The sequence below is a fragment of the Streptomyces sp. NPDC096152 genome (assembly GCF_044763235.1).
Classification (GTDB): domain Bacteria; phylum Actinomycetota; class Actinomycetes; order Streptomycetales; family Streptomycetaceae; genus Streptomyces.
The window spans coordinates 387,224-410,805 of the sequence record NZ_JBIWFW010000003.1; the positions used below are offsets into that span (position 1 = coordinate 387,224).

Sequence of the window (23,582 nt, forward strand, 5' to 3'; positions counted from 1 at the left end):
TCCCAACCGCTGGATCCGGCGGCTCCGCCCATGTGCCGGCGGCGCCCGGCGCGGGCCGTCCACGCCGGGTCGGAGCCCTCCGGATTCACAACCGTCAATGCCCCAGATGCTTGCGCAAACGCCGGTCGACCCTGTGGTGCACCCGGTCGAGGATGTCCGCGACGGCCCTGCCCCGTCTGGGCCGCGCCTCCACGTTGCCGAGGACCGCCCAGCCGTCGACGTAGACCACCGGCGCGTCCGGCTCGGCCGAGTCCAGCGTGTCCACCTCGAAGTTGCCGAGGACACCGCCGCCGGTGCCGCGCAGCGACACGTTCTCGGGGACGTGGACCTCGACGTTGCCGAAGACGGAGACCGCCTTGATGACGACGTGCTGGTACTCGAAGATCGCCTCGCTGAGGTCGATCTCGACGCTGCCGAAGATCGCGTAGGCGTGCAGCCGGCGCCCCGCGCGCCAGCGGCCCTTGCGCATGGCCTGGCTGAAGACCGCGACCACGTTCTCGTCGGCCTCCGGCGGGACGGCGCCGGCGGCCGGGCGGTTCGGCGCCGGGGCCGTGCGGGCCTGGTGGGCGGCGGGCAGGTCACGGACGAAGAGCTCCAGCTCGCCGACCGTCTTGGCGTTCAGCACCCCCTCGACGCGCTCGGCGTGTTCGTCCGCGGTCAGCCGGCCCTCGGCCAGGGCCTCGCGCAGGATGTCGGCGATGCGGTCACGGTCGGCGTCCGAGGCGCGCATCTCGGCGACGGCCGCACGCGGTTCGGTCTGCTTCTGAAGGTCCACGGCAGCAGCGTACCCAAACGCGATAGATCGCGACCAGGGGTCGGAGCGGCCCGCGCGTGTCGAACTGAGCCTTACCTCACAGGTTCCGGGCCGGAGGCAGGTTCTAGGCTGGTGAGGCCTGTCGGCGCCGGCAGGCCGCAGTCTGTCGAGTGAGGAATGGGCGAAGATGCCTGAGTTCGCGTACACCGATCTGCTCCCCCAGGGAGAGGACACCACCCCGTACCGGCTGGTCACCTCCGAGGGCGTCTCCACCGTGGAGGGTCCGGACGGGCGTACGTTCCTCACGGTGGAGCCGGAGGCGCTGCGCAAGCTCGCCGAAGAGGCGATCCACGACATCCAGCACTACCTGCGCCCGGCCCACCTGGCCCAGCTGCGCCGCATCATCGACGACCCGGAGGCGAGCGCGAACGACAAGTTCGTCGCGCTGGACCTGCTGAAGAACGCGAACATCGCGGCGGCCGGGGTGCTGCCGATGTGCCAGGACACGGGCACGGCCATCGTCATGGGCAAGCGCGGCCAGAACGTGCTGACCGAGGGCGGCGACGAGGAGGCCCTCTCCCGCGGCATCTACGACGCCTACACGAAGCTGAACCTGCGCTACTCGCAGATGGCCCCGCTGACGATGTGGGACGAGAAGAACACCGGCTCCAACCTGCCCGCGCAGATCGAGCTGTACGCCGCCGACGGCGGCGCGTACAAGTTCCTGTTCATGGCCAAGGGCGGCGGCAGCGCCAACAAGTCCTTCCTCTACCAGGAGACGAAGGCCGTCCTGAACGAGGCCTCCATGATGAAGTTCCTGGAGGAGAAGATCCGCTCGCTGGGCACGGCCGCCTGTCCGCCGTACCACCTGGCGATCGTCGTCGGCGGCACGAGCGCCGAGTACGCGCTGAAGACGGCGAAGTACGCCTCGGCCCACTACCTGGACAACCTGCCCGCCGAGGGCTCCCCGCTCGGCCACGGCTTCCGGGACAAGGAGCTGGAGGAGAAGGTCTTCGAGCTGACGCAGCGGATCGGCATCGGCGCGCAGTTCGGCGGCAAGTACTTCTGCCACGACGTGCGCGTGGTGCGCCTGCCGCGGCACGGCGCCTCCTGCCCGGTCGCCATCGCGGTCTCCTGCTCGGCGGACCGCCAGGCGGTCGCGAAGATCACGGCGGAGGGCGTCTTCCTGGAGCAGCTGGAGACGGACCCGGCGCGCTTCCTGCCGGAGACCACCGACGAGCAGCTGGACGAGTCCTCCGACGTGGTCCGGATCGACCTCAACCAGCCGATGGACACGATCCTCGCCGAGCTGACCAAGTACCCGGTCAAGACCCGCCTGTCGCTCACCGGCCCGCTGGTGGTGGCCCGCGACATCGCCCACGCCAAGATCAAGGAGCGGCTGGACGCGGGCGAGGAGATGCCGCAGTACCTGAAGGACCACCCGGTGTACTACGCGGGCCCGGCGAAGACCCCCGAGGGCTACGCGTCCGGCTCCTTCGGCCCGACGACGGCCGGCCGGATGGACTCCTACGTCGAGCAGTTCCAGGCGGCGGGCGGCTCCAAGGTGATGCTGGCCAAGGGCAACCGCAGCAAGCAGGTCACCGACGCCTGCGCCGCGCACGGCGGCTTCTACCTGGGCTCCATCGGCGGCCCGGCGGCCCGCCTCGCCCAGGACTGCATCAAGAAGGTCGAGGTCCTCGAGTACGAGGAGCTCGGCATGGAGGCGGTCTGGAAGATCGAGGTCGAGGACTTCCCGGCGTTCGTCGTGGTGGACGACAAGGGCAACGACTTCTTCCAGAACCCGGCCCCCCAGCCGACGTTCACCTCCATCCCGGTCCGCGGTCCGGGCCTGGCGTAGGGCGCGCGGTACGCGGCCCCCGGGCCGCGGGGGCCGCGTACCGTCCGGGCGCCCGCCGCCGGCACCGCCCAGAACGACGGACGCGGCCAGTGCGGCGGCGCGGATGCGGATGGCGATCACCGACTGCTCCCTCTCCTCGGTGCGTGGTGACACACGTCGAGGCGATGTGCCGTTGGTCAGACTATGAAGTAGTACAAAACTGCGAGAAGCCACTGAAAGTGGGACATGCGGGTAGCGCTGCGGAGTCCGCGCGCACGAGATGCCGGTGAGAGGGAATACGGCAGGCCTCACCCGGCGCTGACGATCCTCGGAGGTACGACGATGACATCCACGCCCGGCACCGGCGACGGCGGACACCGCGTCGAGCGCGACTCCATGGGCGAGGTGAGGGTCCCCGCCGACGCGAAGTGGCGGGCGCAGACGCAGCGCGCCGTCGAGAACTTCCCCGTCTCCGGGCAGCGCATCGAACGCGCGCACATCGAGGCCCTCGCCCGGATCAAGGGCGCCGCGGCGAAGGTCAACGCCCGGCTGGGCGTACTGGAGGCGGACGTCGCCGAGGCGATCCAGGAGGCGGCCGCCGAGGTCGCCGAGGGCCGCTGGGACGACCACTTCCCCGTCGACGTGTTCCAGACCGGGTCCGGGACCTCGTCCAACATGAACGCCAACGAGGTGATCGCCACCCTCGCGACCGAGCGGCTCGGACGGGAGGTGCACCCCAACGACGACGTCAACGCGTCCCAGTCGTCGAACGACGTCTTCCCGTCGTCGATCCACGTCGCCGCCACCGCCGCGGTCACCCGGGACCTCGTCCCGGCCCTGGAGCACCTCGCGCACGCCCTGGACGGCAAGGCGGAGGAGTTCGCCGACGTCGTGAAGGCCGGGCGCACCCATCTGATGGACGCCACGCCCGTGACGCTGGGCCAGGAGTTCGGCGGGTACGCCGCCCAGGTGCGGTACGGCGTCGAGCGGCTGACCGCCTCCCTGCCCCGGCTCGCCGAGCTGCCCCTGGGCGGCACCGCCGTCGGCACCGGCATCAACACCCCGCCCGGCTTCTCGGCCGCCGTCATCGAGGAGGTCGCCCGCGTCACCGGGCTGCCGCTCACAGAGGCGCGCGACCACTTCGAGGCGCAGGGCGCCCGGGACGGGATCGTCGAGACCAGCGGGCAGTTGCGGACCGTCGCGGTGGGACTGACGAAGATCGCCAACGATCTGCGGTGGATGGCGTCCGGACCGCGCACCGGACTCTTCGAGATCTCCCTGCCCGACCTCCAGCCCGGGTCCTCGATCATGCCCGGGAAGGTGAACCCGGTCGTCCCCGAGGCCGTGCTGATGGTCTGCGCCCAGGTGATCGGCAACGACGTCACCGTCACCACGGCCGGAGCCTCGGGGAACTTCGAGCTCAACGTGATGCTGCCCGTCATCGCCAAGAACGTCCTGGAGTCGATCCGGCTGCTCGCCCGCGTCTCCCGGCTGCTCGCCGACCGCACCGTCGCCGGGATCACCGCCCACCGGGACCGGGCCCGCGAGTACGCCGAGTCCTCGCCCTCGGTCGTCACGCCGCTCAACCGGTACATCGGCTACGAGGAGGCCGCCAAGGTCGCCAAGAGGGCGCTGGCCGAGCAGCGGACCATCCGTCAGGTGGTGCTGGAGAGCGGGTACGTCGAACGCGGCGACCTGACCGTCGAGCAGCTCGACGAGGCCCTGGACGTCCTGCGGATGACGCGCCCGTGACCGGGTCCGCCCCCGGGACGTGAACCGTGACGCGCGCCGCAGCGTCGTCTGTGGGGGACACCTAATATCTGTGCATGGCGGACGACGGAGCGGTGAGAGACGTGAAGACGGGCGGTGCGACGGCCTACTGGGCCCCCGGGAGCCGGATCCTGTGGCGGTACCGGGAGAACGGCGGCACGCGCTTCCACATCGCGCGTCCCGTGACCGTCGTCCGTGACGACCCGGAGCTGCTGGCCGTGTGGATGGCGCCCGGCACCGAGTGCGTCAAGCCCGTGCTCGCCGACGGCACGCCCGTGCACGTCGAGCCGCTCGCGTCGCGGTACACCAAGCCGCGGGCGGTGCAGCGCGACCGCTGGTTCGGCACCGGGGTGCTGAAGCTGGCCCGGCCCGGCGAACCCTGGTCGGTCTGGCTGTTCTGGGAGCCGGGATGGCAGTTCAAGAACTGGTACGTGAATTTGGAGGAGCCGCTGGCCCGTTGGGCGGGCGGAGTCGACTCCGAGGACCACTTTCTGGACATCTCCGTGCACCCGGACCGCAGTTGGCACTGGCGGGACGAGGACGAGTTCGCGCAGGCCCAGCGGGACGGCCTGATGGACGCGTCCCAGGCCGAGCGGGTCAGGGCGGCCGGGCGGGCCGCCGTGGAGGTGATCGGCGCCTGGGGCCCGCCGTTCGCCGACGACTGGCAGCACTGGCGCCCGGATCCGTCCTGGACGGTACCGTCGCTGCCGGAGGACTGGGACCGTACTCCCGCGCACGTGTGCTCATGAGACCCTTGATGCGCCCCGGGGCACAAAACATAGGATCGTCCTCCGCAAGGATGCGGAGGGACAACTCCGCGAGCGCGAAACGAGTCTGACCGAACGTCACCGAGGGGCGGCAGGACGTGAGCGAGGGGTACCACGGCAACACCCGTGCGGGCCGCAGGCGGTCCGCCGGTGGCACAGGAGCAGCCTCTGACCACGCCGGAAATCCGTTCCTGGGACAAGCATTCCGGGTATCGGGTCTTCGGCGGGACCATCTGCGCGCGCGGCGCGCAGCCCCGGACGGACGGATTCGACACGCGTGACGGAGCAGCCGACCTCCTTCGAGCGCCCCCAGGCGGGCGTGGACCCCGCGGACGGCCGTGGGGCGCTCCTGCGTACCTCCACGCCGCGCACCTCCGGTGCCGCCGCCTTACCGGTACAGGCCCGCACCGGCGAGCCGTCCTCGGGTCCGGCACCGGGCCCGAGGACGGCGCCGGGCGGCACGGGCCGGGAGCCGACGGCCTCCGGCGGCCCCGCCGGGCAGCCGCCCCCGGGCCCGGTCACCGGCCAGGGCACGCCCCTGGCCCCGGGCAACGGGCCGGAGCACGCCCAGCCCTCGGCCGCCGAGCCGGACACCCACCGGCCGCGTCCCGCGACGGAGGCCGTCGACCACGTACCGGAGCAGCCCGGCGCCAGGACCGGCTCCGCGCAGGAGCGGCCGGGCGGTGAGCGGCGCACCGGGCAGCGGCTGCCGAACGGCGGTCCGCTGCCGATGCGGCGGGACGGGGACCGGCTGCGGTTCGTCGGGGCGGCCACGCGGCGCATCGCGCGCGGCATGGACCTCGACGAGATCGTCATGGGTCTGTGCCGGGCCACCGTGCCGACCTTCTCGGACGCCATCCTGGTCTATCTCCGCGAGCCGCTGCCGGTGGGCGACGAGCGGCCGGTCGGCCCGCTGGTGCTGCGGCTGCGCCGTACCGACCGGATACCGGCGGAGCGGGACACGGAGAACGGGTTCCTGCCCGTCCCGGCCCCGGAGCAGCCGTCGGAGCTGTCGGTGGTGACCAACGAGCTGTGCGAGGTGCGGCCGGGCAGCGCGCTCGGCGAGGTGCTGCGCGGGGTGCGGCCGGTCTTCACGGACGCCTCGTCGGCCCGCGCCGCGCTGGACGAACTCCTGGGCGAGGCATCGGAGTTGTCCGTGCCCGACGGGCAGCGCGCCATCCTGGCGCCGCTGCGCGGCCGGCGCCGGGTGATCGGCGCGGCGCTGTTCCTGCGCCGTCCGGAGCGCCCGCCGTTCGAGCCGGACGATCTGCTGGTCGCCGCCCAGCTGGCCACGCACAGCGCGCTCGGCATCGACAAGGCGGTGCTGTACGGCCGTGAGGCGTACATCGCCGACGAGTTGCAGCGCACCATGCTGCCGGAGACCCTGCCCCGGCCGACGGGCGTGCGGCTGGCCTCCCGCTATCTGCCCGCGGCGGAGACGGCGCGGGTCGGCGGCGACTGGTACGACGCGATCCCGCTGCCGGGCAGCCGGGTGGCCCTGGTGGTCGGCGACGTGATGGGGCACTCCATGACCTCGGCGGCGATCATGGGCCAGTTGCGTACGACCGCGCAGACGCTCGCGGGGCTCGACCTGCCGCCGCAGGAGGTGCTGCACCATCTGGACGAGCAGGCGCAGCGCCTGGGCACCGACCGCATGGCGACCTGCCTGTACGCCGTCTACGACCCGGTCTCGCACCGCATCACGATCGCCAACGCCGGTCATCCCCCGCCCGTCCTGCTCCATCTGGGCGGCCGGGCCGAGGTGCTGCGGGTACCGCCGGGCGCGCCGATCGGCGTGGGCGGGGTCGACTTCGAGGCGGTGGAGCTGGACGCGCCGGCCGGCGCGACCCTGCTGCTCTACACCGACGGGCTGGTGGAGTCCCGGCTGCGGGACGTGTGGACCGGCATAGAGCAGCTGCGCGAGAAGCTGTCCACGACCGCGCAGCTCACCGGCCCCGACCACCCGCCGCCGCTGGAGGCGCTGTGCGACGAGGTGCTCGACATGCTCGGCCCGGGCGACCGGGACGACGACATCGCGCTGCTCGCCGCCCGCTTCGACGGGATCGCGCCGAGCGACGTGGCGTACTGGTTCCTCGAGCCGGAGGACGCGGCCCCCGGCCGGGCCCGCCGGCTGGCCCGGCGGGCGCTGACCCGCTGGGGCCTGGAGGAGCTCACCGACTCGGTCGAGCTGCTCGTCAGCGAGGTCGTCACCAACGCGGTGCGTTATGCCTCGCGTCCGATCACGCTGCGGCTGCTGCGCACCGACGTGCTGCGCTGCGAGGTCGGCGACGACGTGCCGCAGCTGCCGCGGCTGCGGCAGGCGCGCGCCACGGACGAGGGCGGGCGCGGTCTCTACCTGGTCAACCGGCTGGCCCGGCGCTGGGGCGCGACCCGGCTGAGCACGGGAAAGGTGGTCTGGTTCGAATTGAACCGGGGCTGAGGGGTACGCGGCCGGGGCCACCCCGGATCGGGACTCGATCTGGACTTTGTCCAAATGTTGCCGACGTCACGGCGGCGGAGTTGACTGCTGGGGTGAGCGAAGCGACCTGATGACTCTCTCAAGCCGGGAGGACGCTCGTGACGCAGCAACCCCAGAAGGCCCCGTACACCACGAACAACGTCGGCGTTCCGGTGGAGAGCGACGAGCACTCGCTCACCGTCGGCCCCGACGGCCCCATCCTGCTCCAGGACCACTACCTCATCGAGAAGATGGCCCAGTTCAACCGGGAACGGGTCCCCGAGCGCGTGGTGCACGCCAAGGGCAGTGGCGCGTACGGCTTCTTCGAAGTGACCAACGACGTCAGCCAGTTCACCAGGGCCGATCTCTTCCAGCCCGGCAGGCGCACGCCCATGCTGGCGCGCTTCTCGACCGTGGCCGGCGAGCAGGGCTCCCCCGACACCTGGCGCGACCCACGGGGCTTCGCGCTGAAGTTCTACACCGAGCACGGCAACTACGACATGGTGGGCAACAACACCCCCGTCTTCTTCGTCCGTGACACGATCAAGTTCCAGGACTTCATCCGCTCCCAGAAGCGCCACCCGGTGACCGGTCTGCGCGACAACGACATGCAGTGGGACTTCTGGACCCTCTCCCCCGAGTCGGCGCACCAGGTGACCTGGCTGATGGGCGACCGGGGCATCCCGAGGACCTACCGCCACATGAACGGGTACTCCTCGCACACCTACATGTGGATCAACGGCGGTGGCGAGAGGTTCTGGGTCAAGTACCACTTCAAGACGGACCAGGGCATCGAGTTCCTCACCCAGGCGGAGGCCGACGAGCTGGCCGGTTCCGACGCGGACAAGCACCGCCGCGACCTGTTCGAGGCGATCGAGTCCGGGAACGCGCCGAGCTGGACGCTGAAGGTCCAGATCATGCCGTTCGAGGACGCGGCGGACTACCGCTTCAACCCCTTCGACCTCACCAAGGTGTGGCCGCACGGCGACTACCCGCTCATCGAGGTCGGCCGGATGGTCCTCGACAAGAACCCCGAGGACTACTTCGTCCACATCGAGCAGGCCGCCTTCGAGCCGTCGAACATGGTGCCCGGCATCGGCCCCTCGCCGGACAAGATGCTCCTCGGCCGGCTGTTCTCCTACCCGGACACCCACCGCTACCGGATCGGCCCGAACTACGCCCAGCTGCCGCCCAACCGCCCGCACGCTCCGGTGAACTCCTACGCCAAGGACGGCCCCATGCGGTACGAGCCGTCGAAGGCGGCGCGGCCCTACGCGCCGAACTCCTACGGCGGCCCCGCGGCGGACTTCGGCCGCTTCGGCGAGCCCGCGAGCTGGCACACCGCGGGCGAGCTCGTCCGGGAGGCGTACAAGCCGCACCGCGAGGACGACGACTGGGGGCAGGCGGGCACGATGGTCCGCGAGGTGCTGGACGACGCGGCCCGGGACCGGCTGGTCTCCAACGTCGTCGGCCACCTCCGGCAGGGCGTGTCCCGTCCGGTGCTCGACCGGGCGCTGCAGTACTGGCGGAACATCGACAAGAATCTCGGCGACCGGATCGCCGCCGAGATCAACGGCGGCTGAGCCGGCCGCACCCACGGCGACCGCACCCACGCCGGCCGCCCCCGGCGAGAGCGACCCCGGCCGCCGCGCCGCGCGCGAGTGAGGGGCACCCGGTCCGGCCGGGTGCCCCTCACTCGTCGCTCACTGTCCGCTGTTCTGCTGACCGCCCGGGTCGAACGGGTTGTCCGTGACGCCGGCCGTCGGCGACTTCGTCGTCGGGGACTGGGTCGGCGTCTGCGTGGGAGTCAGGGACGGCGTCTGGGACGGCGTGCCGCTGGGCGTCCGGCTCGGCGTCTCGGACGTCGGCGGCGCACTGGTGCTGGGGGACTGCGACGGCGTCCGCGACGGGGACGGCGTGGCCGAGGGGGTCGGCGTGGGCTGGACGGCCGCACCCTGGGTGGTCTCGAGGTCGAACGCCGCCCTGCTGGTCACCCCGAAGGTGTAGGCCGCCCAGATCTGCGCCGGGTAGCCGCCGCCGTTGACACGGCCGCTGCCCGGGAGGAGTCCCGTGGCACCGGTCAGGCCGACGTGCCGGTACGGCGGCTTGGGCTGCTCGCCGAAGAGGCCGACGGAGGTGACGAGGTCGGGGGTGTAGCCGGTGAACCAGGCCGACCGGTCGAAGTCGGACGTGCCGGTCTTGCCGGCGACCTGCTGGCCGTCGCGGGTGGGGTTGGCGGCCACCGACGTCTTCGCCGTTCCGTCGTCGACCACGCCGGTCAGCACCGAGGTCACCGTGTCGGCGCTCTCCCGGTTGATCACCTGCTCGCCGATCGGGTCGGCCGGCTTGACCACGCGGCTGCTCTGCTCGGCCTCCTTGACGATGGTCGGAGTGACCTTCCTGCCGTGGTTGTCCAGGGTGGCGTATATCGCGGCCATCTCCAGCGGGCTGGCGCCCATGGAGCCCAGGGTCTGGGCGGGCACCGGCTGCATCCCCTTGGTGTCCATGCCGAGCTTGCCGGCGACCTCCATCACCTTCTCCATACCGACGTCGACGCCCATCTGCGCGAAGACGGAGTTGACGGACTGGTTCATCGCCGTCTGGACGGGGATGGGGCCGTAGTCGGTCTTGTCCTCGTTGGGCGGGCCGAAGCCGACCCTGCGGCCGTGGTCGAGAACCTGGCGTCCGCTGGTGCCGTCGTAGATCGTGCTCGCGCTGATGGGGCGGCCGTCCTGCGTCGTGGCGCCCTCCTCCAGGGCCGCGGCGAGGATCACCGGCTTGAAGGTGGAGGCGGGCTGGAAGTCGTGCCGGGTCGCGTTGCTGGTGTAGTGCGTGAAGTAGTCCTTGCCGCCGTACAGGGCGACGATCCTGCCCGTCTTCGGGTCGACCGAGACGGCGCCGGCCTGGACGGCCGCGTCGACCGCGCGCTTCTTCGGGTCCAGCTTGCTGGCCAGCTGCTCCTTGACCGCCTTCTCCAGCGCGGCCTGCTTCTTCCGGTCGACGTTCAGGGTGATGGTCCAGCCGCGGTCCTCGACCTCGGCCTCCGCCTGGGACAGGGTGATGCCCTCGTCCTTCATCAGCTTCTGTTCGAGCTGCTTGTTGGCGAGGTCGATCAGATAGCCCTTCTGGCCCTCCCGGCCGGGAGCACCCTTGGGGTCCTTGGGCACGGGGAACTTCATGGCTTGGCGCTTGGCGGAGTCCAGCCAGCCCTCCTTGACCATGTTGTCCAGGACGTAGTTCCACCGGGCCTGGGCCAGCTTCTTGCCGGTGGGCGTCGCGGCCGCCCAGTCGTACTGGCTGGGCGCCTGGAGCAGGGCGGCGAGGTAGGCGCCCTGCTCGACGGTGAGCCGGTCGGCGTCGACGCGGTAGTAGGCCTGGGCCGCGGCCTGGATGCCGTAGGCGCCGCGCCCGTAGTAGCTGGTGTTGATGTAGCCCTTGAGGATGTCGTCCTTGCTGAGCTTCTGGTCCACCTTGAGCGAGATGACCAGTTCCTTCAGCTTGCGCGTGACGGTCTGGTCCTGGTTCAGGTAGTAGTTCTTGACGTACTGCTGGGTGATCGTCGAGCCGCCCTGCGCGCCCTTGCCGCTGAGCGTGTTGATCAGACCGCGGGCCGTGCCCGTCAGGTCGACTCCGGAGTCGTGGTAGAAGGTCTTGTTCTCGGCGGCGACGAAGGTCAGCTGGACCTTCTTCGGCACCCTGGCCAGGTCCACGCTCTCGCGGTTGACCTCGCCGTCGCGCGCCAGGATCGAGCCGTCGCTGTACTTGTAGACGTTGCTCTCACGCTGAGCGGCCTCGTTGCCCTTGGGGATGGGCACCACGAGGTACAGCACGATGAAGCCGCCGATGCCCAGCAGGCACAGGCCGAGGAACGTGCCGAGGATCTTCTTCCAGGTGAACAGCCGGCGTATGCCTCTCCTGCCCGGCCGGGCGTCCGCACGCGACGAGGGCTGCGTGGGCGCCGCGCGGTGACCACCGCGCTGTCGCGCTCGTCGTTCTTCCGCTCGTCCCATGGGTCCGTCCGCTCCGCTTCCTTCTCGGGTGTCACTCGCGTGGGTGACGGAGGTCAGCTCGCAAAGCTAACACCGCCGTCTATGACAAACGGGGGGCGATCCGCTCTTTTACGGACGTGACAATCAGCACCCGTCCCACCGGAACCGACGTACGGGGGGCGCCAAGGGTTGCCACGACGGGAAAAAGTGATATCACTTAGATAGACCACAGGGAGCGGTCGCCGATCGGCCGCTCCGAACCGCAGGAGAACGGGGGACCCCATGTCCGCACACGACCACGCACCCGCCGCCGACATACCCGAGATGCCCGCGCCGCGCGTGCGGGAGTTCCCGGCGCGCAGCATCGGCGGCGGCCTCGCGCTGCTGCTGGGGCTGCTCGGGCTGCTGGTCGCCGCCGCCGTGATCGCCACCGCCACCGTCGTCGCCGCCGACGGCCCCAAGGCCGCGCTGATCGCCGTGGGCGTACTGGTCGGCGTCGCCGCGCTGCTCGCGATGAGCGGGCTGAACATGGTGGCGCCGGGCGAGGCGCGGGTCGTGCAGCTCTTCGGCCGGTACCGGGGCTCGATCCGCGAGGACGGGCTGCGCTGGGTGAACCCGTTCACCTCCCGGGAGAAGATCTCCACCCGGGTGCGCAACCACGAGACCCCGGTGCTCAAGGTCAACGACGCCTACGGCAACCCCATCGAGCTCGCCGCGGTGGTGGTGTGGAAGGTGCGGGACACCGCGCAGGCCTCCTTCGAGGTGGACAACTACCTGGCGTTCGTCGCCACGCAGACCGAGGCGGCCGTACGGCACATCGCCATCGAGTACCCCTACGACGCCCATGAGGCGGACGGGCTGTCGCTGCGCGGCAACGCCGAGGAGATCACCGAGAAGCTCGCCGCCGAACTGCAGGCACGCGTGGAGACGGCGGGTGTGACGATCATCGAGTCGCGCTTCACGCATCTCGCGTACGCTCCCGAGATCGCCTCGGCGATGCTCCAGCGGCAGCAGGCCGGCGCGGTGGTGGCGGCCCGGCGGGAGATCGTGGACGGGGCGGTCGGCATGGTCGAGGCCGCGCTCGCCCGGATCGCCGAGCGGGACATCGTGGAGCTGGACGAGGAACGGAAGGCGGCGATGGTGTCGAACCTGATGGTGGTGCTGTGCGGGGACCGGGCGCCGCAGCCCGTCCTGAACACCGGGACGCTCTACCAGTGACGGATCCCGCCGAGGGGCCCGCCCCCGAGCGCCGGCCGCGGCAGCGCAAGCAGGTGCTGCTGCGGCTGGACCCGTCCGTGTACGACGCGCTGGCCCGGTGGGCGTCGGACGAGCTGCGGTCGGCGAACGCGCAGATCGAGTTCCTGCTGCGCCGTGCCCTCGCGGAGGCGGGCCGGCTGCCGGGCGAGGCGGGCCCGCTCCCCCGCCGCGGCCGCCCGCCCGGCGGCCCGCCCCGGCCTCAGTAGCAGAACCGTGACAATCGGCCCCCACCTGTGCCGCCGCACCCGCCGCCACCGGTCGGCCACGGCGCGTATACACACGACGTATACACCGTGTGTAGAGTGCGGCCATGTCCATCGGTCACACCCTTCTGGGCCTCCTGGAGTCCGGGCCGCGCCACGGCTACGACCTCAAGCGGGCCTTCGACGAGAAGTTCGGTCACGACCGGCCGCTGCACTACGGCCAGGTCTACTCGACGATGTCCCGGCTGCTGCGCAACGGGCTCGTCGAGGTCGACGGCATCGAGGCGGGCGACGGCCCCGAGCGCAAGCGGTACGCCATCACCGAGGCCGGGATCACCGATGTCGAGCGGTGGCTCGCCACACCGGAGAAGCCCGAGCCGTACCTGCAGTCGACCCTCTACACCAAGGTCGTCCTCGCGCTGCTCACCCGGCGCGACGCCGCCGACATCCTCGACACCCAGCGCGCCGAGCACCTGCGCGGCATGCGCATCCTCACCGACCGCAAGCGCAAGGGCGACCTGGCCGACCAGCTCATCTGCGACCACGCGCTGTTCCACCTGGAGGCGGACCTGCGCTGGCTGGAGCTGACCGCCGCCCGCCTGGAGAAACTCCGTGCGGCGGTGACCGCATGACCCGTACGGCACCTCCCCCCGGCTCCCTGCTCACCGCCGAGGACCTGCGCAAGGCCTACGGCCCCACCACCGCGCTGGACGGCGCCGACTTCTCCATCCACCCCGGCGAGGTCGTCGCCGTGATGGGCCCCTCCGGCTCCGGCAAGTCCACGCTGCTGCACTGCCTCGCCGGGATCGTCACCCCCGACTCGGGGACGATCACCTACGACGGCCGGGAGCTGTCGGCGATGAGCGACGCCGGCCGCAGCGCGCTGCGGCGCTCGGAGTTCGGGTTCGTCTTCCAGTTCGGCCAGCTCGTGCCCGAGCTGACCTGTGTGGAGAACGTGGCCCTGCCACTGCGGCTGAACGGCACCTCCCGCAAGGAGGCCGAGCGGGCCGCGCTGGCCTGGATGGAGCGGCTGGAGGTCGACGACCTGCGCCGGAAGCGGCCCGGCGAGGTCTCCGGCGGTCAGGGGCAGCGGGTCGCGGTGGCGCGGGCGCTGGTCACCGGGCCGCGGGTGCTGTTCGCCGACGAGCCGACCGGCGCGCTCGACTCCCTCAACGGCGAGCGGGTGATGGAGCTGCTCACCGAGACGGCCCGGTCCGCGGGCGCCGCCGTCGTGCTCGTCACCCACGAGGCGCGGGTGGCCGCGTACTCCGACCGCGAGATCGTCGTCCGGGACGGCAGGTCGCGGGACATGGAGCGGATCGTATGAGCCCGCGACGGGGGCACCTTCCCGCTCGGGGGGAGTCGAGGGCCTGGGGGAGGACCAGGGACCTGGGCATGGGGGTCAGGTTCGCCTTCACCGGCGGACGCGAGGGCTGGGTCCGGGCGCTGCTGACGGCGGTCGGTGTCGGGCTCGGCGTGGCCCTGCTGCTGCTGACCACCGCGATACCGAACGCGCTGGCGGCCCGGCACGCGCGGGAGGCGGCACGCCAGGACTACACCTACGGCCAGAAGGTCCCGCCGAGGGCCGACGACACCCTGGTGATCGCGGACGTCGACACGCGCTACCACGACAAGGACGTCCGCGGGCGGCTGGTGGAGCCCGAGGGCGCGCGGGCGCCGCTGCCGCCGGGCGTGGCGGCCTACCCGGCGACGGGCGAGATGGTGGTCTCCCCCGCGCTGCGGGACCTCCTCGCCTCGGACGCCGGGAAGCTGCTGCGGGAGCGACTGCCGTACCGGGTGACCGGGACGATCGGCGAGCGCGGCCTGATCGGCTCGCACGAACTGGCCTACTACGCGGGCGCCGAGCACCTCGCCCCGCTGATCAACCGCTCGACGGTGGCCCGGATCACCGAGTACGGCGAGCCGCGTCCGACGTCCGAACGGACGGACCCGGTGCTGATCCTGCTCGTGCTCGTGGTCTTCGTGGTGCTGCTCATGCCGGTCGCCGTGTTCATCGCGGCCGCGGTGCGGTTCGGCGGCGAGCGGCGCGACCGCAGGCTGGCCGCGCTTCGGCTGGTCGGCGCCGACAGCCGGATGGCCCGGCGGATCGCGGCCGGGGAGGCGCTCGCGGGCTCCCTGCTCGGTCTGGTCCTCGGCACCGTCTTCTTCCTGACCGGCCGGCAGATCGCTGGTTCGGTCGAGATCCTCGACGTCAGCGTCTTCCCCGGTTACCTCAACCCCTCGCTCGGGCTCGCGCTGCTGGTCGCCGTCGCGGTCCCGGCGGCCTCGGTGCTGGTCACCCTGTTCGCGCTGCGCGGGGTGGTGATCGAGCCACTCGGCGTGGTCCGTACCGCCAAGCCCGCGCGGCGGCGGCTGTGGTGGCGGCTGCTGCCGCCGCTCGGCGGTCTCGGGATGCTCTCCCCGATGGCCGGCCAGGGCCACACCGGCGGGGACTTCAACCAGTACCTGGTGACCGGCGGGGTCGTCCTGCTGCTGGTCGGCGTGACCGCGCTGCTGCCGTGGATCGTGGAGACGGTGGTCGCCCGGCTCGGCTCCGGCCCGTTGGCCTGGCAACTGGCCGTGCGCAGGCTTCAGTTGAGCAGCGGCACGGCGGCCCGCACGGTCAACGGCATCGCGGTCGCGGTGGCCGGGGCGATCGCGCTGCAGATGCTGTTCGCCGGTGTGCAGGGCGACTACACCAAAGCCTCCCGCAACGACCTCTCGCGGGCGCAGATGCAGGTGAACCTGCCCGCCGGGGTCCGCACCGGCCCGGCCGCGCGGGAGTACGCCGGCACCCGGGGCGTGCGCGGAGTGACGGCCCTGTACGGGGGCAGCCTCGGCGACGCGTCCTGGACGAAGGGGCCGGAGCGCACCGCCGAGGTGACCGTCGGGGACTGCGCGTCCCTGCGCGAGGTGGCGGCGCTGCCCTCCTGCCGGGACGGCGACCTCTTCGTCGTCAGCGGCGGCGAGTACGACACCGACACCCCGGCGCTGGCCGAGCCCGGCAGGAAGCTCTTCTTCGACCCGTCCTACGCCGGCCACCGCGCGGTCCCGGAGGTCGCCTGGACCGTACCGCGCGGGCTGAAGCCGGCCCGGTCGGTCAAGGACCCGACCGGGGTGCGGCACGGCGGCTTCCTGATGACCCCGCGCGCGCTGCCCGCGGGAGCCGAGGCGTCGGTCGTCGGGCAGATCTACCTCTCGCTCGACCGGTCGGTGCCGGACGCGGTCGAGTACGTACGGAACACCACGGCACGCGTCGCCCCCACGGCGGACCCGATGCTGTGGGCGGCCAGTGAGCAGTCCAGGAAGTTCACCTCCATCCGCACCGGCCTGTTCGTCGGCGCCGCCTGCGTGCTGGCGCTGATCGGCGCGAGCCTGCTGGTGTCGCAGCTGGAGCAGTTGCGCGAGCGCAGGAAGCTGCTGTCGTCGCTGGTGGCCTTCGGCACCCGGCGGCGCACGCTGAGCCTGTCGGTGCTGTGGCAGACGGCCGTCCCGATCACGCTGGGCCTGCTGCTGGCGTCGGCGGTGGGGCTGACGCTGGGCGGGGTGCTGCTGCGGATGACGGACGCCACGGTCGGCGTGGACTGGGCGAGCGTGCTGGCGATGACCGGCATCGGCGCGGCCGTCGTGCTCGTGGTCACCCTGCTCAGCCTGCCGCCGCTGCTGCGGCTGATGCGCCCGGACGGGCTGCGTACGGAGTAGCGCCCGCCGCGCCGGGCCCCTCCCCTCGCCGGGAGGGGCCCGGCGCGCTGCCGGGCCCGCTCAGAGGCCGTACTCCTTCACCACGCGCCGGGCCTGGGCGAAGAGCATGCCCACGTTGACTGACTTGCGGCACACCACCACGGCGACGACGTCCTGCTGCTCGGTCATCCGCAGGAACAGGTGGGTCAGGTTGTCGCTGTTGACCAGGATCTCCTGGAAGAAGTGGTTCTCGCTCGCGGTGCCCCGGCGCTCCTTGAAGACGTCCTCGATCATCACGACCGTACGGCCCTGGAACAGGTCCAGGGTGGCGCCCGCCAGCAGGTCCAGGACCTCCGGCGGGTGGTTGTCCACGGTCTCGTAGGACAGCAGCATTCCGGTGGACATGTCGACCACGCCCGCGGCGAGGCAGTCGGGCGCCTCGGACCGCAGGGACTTGACCAGGCCCATCACCTGGTCGGAGAAACCGGCGGTCATACGCTTCGTCGCCATCCCTTCACACTCCCTCGGGGGCCTTCTCGGTCAGGATCGAGTCGATGCGCCGCAGCGTGGGCCGGGTCGCGCGGTGCAGCCGGTCGATGTCCATCCCCTCGTCGCCGAGCACGACCATCAGGGCGGTGTCGCCGACCGCGTAGAAGGCGGCGCAGCCGTGGCTGCCGTACGTCACCGTCTGCCGCAGCACCCCGCGCGCGGTCGCCTCGGCGGTGCGCCGGGCGAGTCCGAGGCCGGCCGCCGCGAGGGCGGCCAGCGACTCGGGTTCGATCGAGTCGGCGGTGTCGGCCGCGATGAGCAGGCCGTCGGCGGCCGCGACCGCCGTGTCGGTGATTCCGGTCACCTGCTCGCGCAGCCCGCGCATTTCGAGCGCGAGGGCTTCGTGATCCACGTAATCAACTCCCGTACATGACATATGGCATGGGTGCGTGTTCTTCATTTCGCGGATCCGTTCCGCAGGCGGAAGAAGCCTTTCCAGCTCGCCCCGTGCTTGTGCGGGGTGAGGACTTCGGTGATGCCGCTGGCGCCGGGTGTGCGGCGGGGCAGGGAGACCGGCGGGCCGGTCCGCTCGGGCGGACCCGGGGGCTGCGGCGGGGGTTTGCGGTGGCTGACGACCCGCACCTGCGGCGGTATCCGGACGGGGATGGGCGTGGGCGTCTCGGCGCACTCCAGCAGGCCCCGGGCGAGCATCCGGCCCACCTCGACGGTGACCGTGTAGACCGCGCGGCCGGTGCGGAAGGCGAGGTCCCGTGCGGTGCGGCGGCCGTCGGCGTGGCCGAGCAGCTCCTGCTGGAGCTCGGTGACCTGGGCGTGGCGGGCGGCGGGTCTCGGCCGCTCCCGGTCGGGACGGACGGGGTACGGCAGGGCGGCCAGGGCGGTCAGCTTCCGGCCCACCTCCTGCATCATGCGGGTGGGCGGCTCGCCGACCGCGACCGGGGCGAGCGGCTCGCTGCCGGCGGCGCGTTCCCAGCCGTCGACCGGCCCGGCCGCGATGGCGAAGGCCGCGTCGTGCAGCGCCATCACGCAGATGACCCTGAGCTGGGCGGCGCCCGCGTGCCCGTGCGCGATCAGGGCGGCCGCAGGCCAGGGCGCGTCACCCGCCTGCCGGACCAGCTCGGCCCACTGCTCGCCGGTGAGCCGGCCCGAGCGCAGCAGGAGGGCCATGGCCCCGGGCGCCCCGGGGCTCTCGGCCGCGACGACGAGTCCGTCGCGCAGGTGGAAGGCGCCGCCGGGCCGGCCGGACACCCGCAGCTCGCCGGTGAACCCCTCGCGGCTGCTCGCGCTCAGCGCCTGCCCCAGTTCGGCGTACCCGAGGGGGCCGAGGGAATCTCCGAAATCCGACATCACTCCCCTTGGCCTGTCGCACATACGCCTGACGCATCACTCTGAGGGGGTATGTGTATCAACCGGGGGGCACAGGTCGGCCCGGGTCTTCCTACCTGCCGCCACTTGACGGAATTTGAGGAGCCGGGCAACCCAAAGAGCTTTGTTCGGCGCTCATTTGATCGATTCCGCGATCTCTTCCGACGTCCGGGCCGAGCACCCGTACGGGCAGCGGACGCAGGTCCTCGCGCAGGGCGGCGGCCAGTTCCCGGTACTCCGCGCCGCGGGCCGCGCCGCCGCGCATCACGAGGGCGATCCGGCGGGAGGGGGCGGGTTCGGCGAAGTTGCCGGTGAGGAGCTGGTTGCTGCGGGAGGTCTCGACCTTGAGCGCGGTGCGCGGCAGCAGGGTGCAGCCGAGTCCGCCGGCGACGAGCTGAACGAGCGTGGACAGGCCCGCGGCGGTCGTGGTGACCGGCGCGTCCTCGCGCCCGGCCTCCCGGCAGATGTCGAGGGCCTGGTCGCGCAGGCAGTGCCCCTCGTCCAGCAGCAGCAGGTTCAGCTCCCTGAGCGCCTCCCTCGGGATGCCCTCGCGGCCGCCCAGCCGGTGGTCGAGCGGGGTGACCAGCACGAAGTCCTCGTCGAACAGCGGGAGTTCGACGACGCCGGGCACGCCGAGGGGCACGGCGAGCAGCAGCAGGTCCAGACGCCCCGCGGCCAGCCCCTCCAACAGGTTCGCGGTCTGCTCCTCGTGAACCTGGAGGTCGAGGTCCGGGTAGCGGTCGTGGACGAGCCTCAGCACCGTGGGCAGCAGGTACGGCGCCACGGTGGGGATGACACCGAGCCGCAGCGCGCCCGTGAAGGGGGCCCGGACCGCCTCGGCCTCCTCCAGCAGCGCCCCGACCTCGACCAGCACCGCCTTGGCGCGGACGGCCAGCCGCTCACCCTCGGGTGAGAGCAGCACCTTGCGCGTCGTACGCTCCAGGAGGGTGACACCGAGTGCCTCCTCCAGGGCGGAGACGGCGCCGGAGAGCGCCGGCTGGCTCATCCCGATCGCCGCGGCGGCGTCCCGGAAGTGCAGGTGCTCCGCCACGGCCGCGAAGGCACGCAGCTGTGCGAGGCTCGGCTGCCTGCGCTTACTACCCATGGTCACTGATAACCACCTCCGATCAACTTGACCGAGTATAGCTATTTCCGCAATCAATGCACTCTGTGCCAGCATCGTCAGCGTCCAACCCATGGGGGACGCCGGCACAACCGGTGTCTCCTCGCTGCAAGGAGAGCGTGTGCTCACTGTCGGTGACAAGTTCCCCGAGTTCGAACTGACCGCCTGCGTCTCGCTGGAGAAGGGCGAGGAGTTCGAGCAGATCCACCACAAGTCCTACGAGGGCAAGTGGCTGGTGGTCTTTGCATGGCCGAAGGACTTCACTTTCGTCTGCCCGACCGAGATCGCCGCTTTCGGCAAGCTGAACGAGGAGTTCGCCGACCGCGACGCGCAGATCCTCGGCTTCTCCGGTGACTCCGAGTTCGTCCACCACGCCTGGCGCAAGGACCACCCGGACCTGACCGACCTGCCCTTCCCGATGATGGCGGACTCCAAGCACGAGCTGATGCGGGACCTCGGCATCGAGGGCGAGGACGGCTTCGCCCAGCGCGCCGTCTTCATCGTGGACCCGAACCGCGAGATCCAGTTCACCATGGTCACCGCGGGCTCCGTCGGCCGTAACCCCAAGGAGGTCCTGCGGGTCCTGGACGCCCTCCAGACGGACGAGCTCTGCCCCTGCAACTGGTCCAAGGGCGAGGAGACCCTCGACCCGGTCAAGCTGCTGGCCGGTGAGTGAGCATGTCGCTCGACTCCCTGAAGTCCGCCCTTCCTGACTACGCCAAGGACCTGAAGCTCAACCTGGGCTCGGTGATCGGCAACTCGGACCTGCCCGCGCAGCAGCTGTGGGGCACGGTCCTGGCGACCGCCATCGCCGCGCGCTCGCCGATCGTCCTGCGGGAGCTGGAGCCGGAGGCGAAGGCGAACCTGTCGCCGGAGGCGTACACGGCCGCCAAGTCCGCGGCTGCCGTCATGGCGATGAACAACGTCTTCTACCGCACCCGGCACCTGCTGTCGGACCACGAGTACGGCAATCTGCGCGCCGGTCTGCGGATGAACGTCATCGGCAACCCCGGCGTCGACAAGGTCGACTTCGAGCTGTGGTCCTTCGCCGTGTCCGCGATCAACGGCTGCGGCATGTGCCTGGACTCGCACGAGCAGGTCCTGCGCAAGGCCGGTCTCGAGCGCGAGACCGTCCAGGAGGCCTTCAAGATCGCCGCGGTGATCCAGGCGGTCGCCACGACCCTGGACGCCGAGGCCGCGCTGGCCGAGTAGCTCCGGCCGCGTCGCACGACGGCATGACTGCGGCCCCCTCCCACCGCGGTGGGAGGGGGCCGCAGTCATGCCGTCGTGGGGCCGGGCCCGGCCGCCGGGCTCAGCCGGCCGAGTCGCCGGCCGGTGCGTCGGCGGGGACCTCTTCGACGGCCGCGGGCTCCTGACGGGGGCGGGCGGGCAGCCGTACGGTGCGCTCCTCGGAGTAGGCCCGCAGGTAGCCCACCACCGTGTTGGTCACCGCCACCAGCGGGACCGCGACGACCGCGCCGCCGATGCCCGCGATCATCCCGCCCGCGGCGACCGACAGGACCACCGCCAGTGGGTGCACCCGGACCGCGCGGCCCAGGATGAAGGGCTGCAGCACATGGCCCTCGATCTGCTGCACCGCGAGGACGACCACCAGCACCATCAGCGCGGTGAAGACACCCTGGGTGACCAGCGCGACCACCACGGCCAGCGCGCCGGACACGACCGCGCCCACCAGCGGGATGAACGCGAACAGGAAGATGAACACGGCCAGCGGGACGGCCATGGGCACGTTCAGGAAGTAGATGCCGAGGCCGATGAAGATCGCGTCGATCAGCGCCACGATCACCGTGCCGCGGACGTAGGCCGTCAGGGTGCGCCAGGCACGCGGGCCCGCTCCGGCGACTCCCGGGCGGGCCGCCGCCGGCACCAGCTTCAGGGTCCACTCCCAGATCCGCCGCCCGTCGTACAGCAGGAAAAGCGTCGAGAAGATGGTCAGGAGGATGCCGGTCAGCGCCTCCACCACGACCGTGACGCCCTCCAGCCCGGCCGACGTTATCTGGTCGGTGTTGGCGCCGACGGCGTCGCGCAGGTTCTTGGCTATCTGGTTGATCTGCTTGTCGGTGACGTGGAAGGGGCTGTGCAGCAGCCACTTGCGCAGCTCGTCGATGCCGTCCTGGATCTGGCTGGAGAGCGTGTCGATGTTCTCCATGACCTGCCAGGTCACGAACCACCCGATCAGCCCCATGATGACGAAGCCGAGGATCGCGGTGAGCGCGGTGGCCGGACCGCGCGGCAGTCCGCGGCGGCGCAGCCGCGCGACCGTGGGCTGCATCAGCGCGGTGATGAGCAGCGCGGCCACGAAGGCGAGGACCACGAGCTGGACGGCGCTGATGGCCCGCATCAGCACCCAGACGGTTCCGGCCAGCACCAGCACCCGCCAGCCGGCCTCCGCCGCGACCCGTACGCCCCAGGGCACGGCCTGGACGGGGTCGGGACGGGCCGGGGCGGCTACCCCGCGGTCGGGCACGGGTACCGTGTCCCCCGACGGTTGTTCCGGCACGGACCCGGTGTCTTCCTTCTCGGCCTCCGCGCGGCGCTCGTCCAACCGCTCACCCATCTCGGTGAGTCCGGCGCCGAGCCGGCCGAGCCACCCTGGCACCTTCGACATGATCCGTCCTCTTCCCCCGTCCGTCCCCACCACTCCCCCCAGGAGTCGTTCCGTCACGGTACATGGCGACAGCCCCTCCCCCTAGGACGGGGAGGGGCTGCGCGGGGTTGAGAGCGGCGCCCGCCGGACGATCGCTACGGGCGCCGTGGGCCGCTCGGGCTCAGTACCAGTGGTTGGCCGACCAGAACGACCAGGCCTGGCAGGGGCTGCCGTACCGCTCGTTCATGTAGTTGAGGCCCCACTTGATCTGGGTGGCCGGGTTGGTCCGCCAGTCGGCACCGGCGGAGGCGTACTTGCCGGCCGGGAGCGCCTGGAAGAGACCGTAGGCGCCGGAGGACGCGTTCACCGCCTGGTAGTTCCAGCTCGACTCGTGGTTCACGATGTTGCTGAAGCACTGGAACTGGTCGGCGGCGACCATCTGGCGCGCCATCGCCTGGATCTGCGCGGCGGTGTACGAGCTCTGGACGGCGAAGCTGGAGGAGTCCCGGCTCGCGCTGCGGCTGGCCGCCTCGGCCTTGGCCTTGGCGCGGTCCTTGGCCTCCTGCTCCGCCTTCTCGGCGGCCGCCTTCTTGGCGATCGCGGTCTGGGCGGCAGCCTTGCGGGCGGCCTCCTCCGCGTCCTTCTTCGCGCCCGCGTCCGCGGCGATGGCCTGTGCGTCGGCCTGCTGCGCGAGGGAGGCGGTCTGCACCTGGGCCTGCTGACCCGCGGGTATGTCCGCAAGAAGCGTCGTCGCGTCGGCTGCCGTCGCTTCGGCGTCGTTGTTCTGCGCGGTGCTGCCCGAGGCAACGCCGACGACGCTTCCGACAGCGGTGACCGCGGTGGCCGAGGCCACTGCGAATCCCCGGACCGAGATCCGGCTCACACGGTTTTCCTTCCAGCATCGCCCGCTTCGGTGACCCTGGCGGACGCAATCGTGCCCCCTGACACTGGCCTCCCAACTGCGGGTCACGGAGGCACGGGCCCGCTGGGCAACTCCCTTACGGGAGAGCCACGTGGTGCTCGGGCGGCATACGACGACGCTATGGAGTTGGCTGTGATGCTCAGGTGGTGCTGTACCGCTGGGGGCACAGGTGTGTCGTATGCGGGGCCTGACAGGAGTGAGACTCTGCCGCAACCCCGCACCGCAAGGCAATTCCGAAATGCGTGTGAAAGCTCACACCGTGTTTGGCCCTGGGGATTTCGAGAAACCTCCGCACACGCCGACGCCGCCCGGCTAGGCTCTCGGCCTTTACCGGACGGCGC

Annotated in this window: 20 protein-coding genes; 12 read left to right on the top strand and 8 right to left on the bottom strand. The window is 71.5% G+C overall.

The annotated features are described in order from the left end of the window. Positions 1-94: 94 nt before the first annotated feature. A complete protein-coding gene (locus ACIQ9G_RS11975; protein ID WP_403608351.1) occupies positions 95-775 on the bottom strand; it encodes a DUF1707 domain-containing protein in 681 nt (226 codons plus the stop codon). 166 nt (positions 776-941) lie between these two features. Between ACIQ9G_RS11975 and ACIQ9G_RS11980 the strand changes: the two genes are divergently transcribed. The 5 genes from ACIQ9G_RS11980 (at position 942) to ACIQ9G_RS12000 (ending at position 9,169) form a co-directional block, all read left to right on the top strand. Continuing rightward, positions 942-2,612 (top strand): fumarate hydratase, encoded by a 1,671-nt coding sequence (locus ACIQ9G_RS11980; protein WP_403608352.1) that lies wholly within the window; start codon positions 942-944, stop codon positions 2,610-2,612. A gap of 321 nt (positions 2,613-2,933) precedes the next feature. Next, on the top strand, positions 2,934-4,343 hold the full coding sequence (locus ACIQ9G_RS11985; RefSeq protein WP_403608353.1) for a class II fumarate hydratase: 1,410 nt from the start codon (positions 2,934-2,936) through the stop codon (positions 4,341-4,343). Between the two features lie 74 nt (positions 4,344-4,417). Beyond that, complete coding sequence (locus tag ACIQ9G_RS11990; RefSeq protein WP_403608354.1) at positions 4,418-5,110, top strand: DUF402 domain-containing protein; 693 nt, start codon at positions 4,418-4,420, stop codon at positions 5,108-5,110. Between the two features lie 295 nt (positions 5,111-5,405). Continuing rightward, the gene (locus ACIQ9G_RS11995; RefSeq protein WP_403608355.1) at positions 5,406-7,568 is read left to right on the top strand and encodes a SpoIIE family protein phosphatase; all 2,163 of its coding nucleotides are present in this window, start codon (positions 5,406-5,408) and stop codon (positions 7,566-7,568) included. A 137-nt stretch (positions 7,569-7,705) separates the two neighbouring features. Continuing rightward, positions 7,706-9,169 (top strand): catalase, encoded by a 1,464-nt coding sequence (locus tag ACIQ9G_RS12000; protein ID WP_403608356.1) that lies wholly within the window; start codon positions 7,706-7,708, stop codon positions 9,167-9,169. Positions 9,170-9,289: 120 nt separating this feature from the next. Here the strand turns inward: ACIQ9G_RS12000 and ACIQ9G_RS12005 are convergent, their stop codons facing one another. Beyond that, positions 9,290-11,596 (bottom strand): transglycosylase domain-containing protein, encoded by a 2,307-nt coding sequence (locus ACIQ9G_RS12005; RefSeq protein ID WP_403608357.1) that lies wholly within the window; start codon positions 11,594-11,596, stop codon positions 9,290-9,292. Positions 11,597-11,857: 261 nt separating this feature from the next. Between ACIQ9G_RS12005 and ACIQ9G_RS12010 the strand changes: the two genes are divergently transcribed. The 5 genes from ACIQ9G_RS12010 to ACIQ9G_RS12030 all read left to right on the top strand — a co-directional run bounded on the left by ACIQ9G_RS12010 (position 11,858) and on the right by ACIQ9G_RS12030 (position 16,737). Continuing rightward, positions 11,858-12,793, top strand: coding sequence for an SPFH domain-containing protein (locus tag ACIQ9G_RS12010; protein WP_403608358.1), 936 nt, complete (start codon positions 11,858-11,860; stop codon positions 12,791-12,793). Further along, positions 12,790-13,038, top strand: a complete 249-nt coding sequence (locus tag ACIQ9G_RS12015) for a hypothetical protein (RefSeq protein WP_356191878.1) — start codon at positions 12,790-12,792, stop codon at positions 13,036-13,038. The genes ACIQ9G_RS12010 and ACIQ9G_RS12015 overlap by 4 nt, the downstream gene beginning before the upstream one ends. 104 nt (positions 13,039-13,142) lie before the next feature. Beyond that, a complete protein-coding gene (locus tag ACIQ9G_RS12020) occupies positions 13,143-13,667 on the top strand; it encodes a PadR family transcriptional regulator (RefSeq protein ID WP_356191880.1) in 525 nt (174 codons plus the stop codon). Then, positions 13,664-14,362, top strand: a complete 699-nt coding sequence (locus ACIQ9G_RS12025) for an ABC transporter ATP-binding protein (protein WP_403608359.1) — start codon at positions 13,664-13,666, stop codon at positions 14,360-14,362. The genes ACIQ9G_RS12020 and ACIQ9G_RS12025 overlap by 4 nt, the downstream gene beginning before the upstream one ends. 68 nt (positions 14,363-14,430) lie before the next feature. After that, positions 14,431-16,737, top strand: a complete 2,307-nt coding sequence (locus ACIQ9G_RS12030) for an ABC transporter permease (protein ID WP_403608360.1) — start codon at positions 14,431-14,433, stop codon at positions 16,735-16,737. Positions 16,738-16,797: 60 nt separating this feature from the next. Here the strand turns inward: ACIQ9G_RS12030 and ACIQ9G_RS12035 are convergent, their stop codons facing one another. The 4 genes from ACIQ9G_RS12035 to ACIQ9G_RS12050 all read right to left on the bottom strand — a co-directional run bounded on the left by ACIQ9G_RS12035 (position 16,798) and on the right by ACIQ9G_RS12050 (position 19,693). Then, positions 16,798-17,226 carry a hypothetical protein gene (locus ACIQ9G_RS12035; protein ID WP_403608361.1) on the bottom strand — a complete coding sequence of 143 codons (429 nt, stop codon included), beginning with the start codon at positions 17,224-17,226 and terminating at the stop codon, positions 16,798-16,800. 4 nt (positions 17,227-17,230) lie between these two features. Beyond that, complete coding sequence (locus ACIQ9G_RS12040) at positions 17,231-17,590, bottom strand: roadblock/LC7 domain-containing protein (protein WP_403608807.1); 360 nt, start codon at positions 17,588-17,590, stop codon at positions 17,231-17,233. A gap of 71 nt (positions 17,591-17,661) precedes the next feature. Beyond that, a complete protein-coding gene (locus ACIQ9G_RS12045) occupies positions 17,662-18,570 on the bottom strand; it encodes a MarR family transcriptional regulator (protein ID WP_403608362.1) in 909 nt (302 codons plus the stop codon). A 91-nt stretch (positions 18,571-18,661) separates the two neighbouring features. Further along, positions 18,662-19,693 carry a hydrogen peroxide-inducible genes activator gene (locus tag ACIQ9G_RS12050; protein WP_403608808.1) on the bottom strand — a complete coding sequence of 344 codons (1,032 nt, stop codon included), beginning with the start codon at positions 19,691-19,693 and terminating at the stop codon, positions 18,662-18,664. A gap of 139 nt (positions 19,694-19,832) precedes the next feature. On the opposite strand from ACIQ9G_RS12050, the gene ACIQ9G_RS12055 reads away from it, so the two are divergent. After that, positions 19,833-20,387, top strand: coding sequence for a peroxiredoxin (locus ACIQ9G_RS12055; protein ID WP_392190974.1), 555 nt, complete (start codon positions 19,833-19,835; stop codon positions 20,385-20,387). A gap of 2 nt (positions 20,388-20,389) precedes the next feature. Beyond that, entirely contained in the window at positions 20,390-20,923 is a 534-nt protein-coding gene (locus tag ACIQ9G_RS12060) for an alkyl hydroperoxide reductase (RefSeq protein ID WP_403608363.1), read from the top strand. Positions 20,924-21,023: 100 nt separating this feature from the next. Here the strand turns inward: ACIQ9G_RS12060 and ACIQ9G_RS12065 are convergent, their stop codons facing one another. Then, positions 21,024-22,340, bottom strand: a complete 1,317-nt coding sequence (locus tag ACIQ9G_RS12065; protein ID WP_403608364.1) for an AI-2E family transporter — start codon at positions 22,338-22,340, stop codon at positions 21,024-21,026. A gap of 160 nt (positions 22,341-22,500) precedes the next feature. Further along, a complete protein-coding gene (locus tag ACIQ9G_RS12070; protein ID WP_403608365.1) occupies positions 22,501-23,202 on the bottom strand; it encodes a transglycosylase SLT domain-containing protein in 702 nt (233 codons plus the stop codon). Between the last annotated feature and the right edge of the window lie 380 nt (positions 23,203-23,582).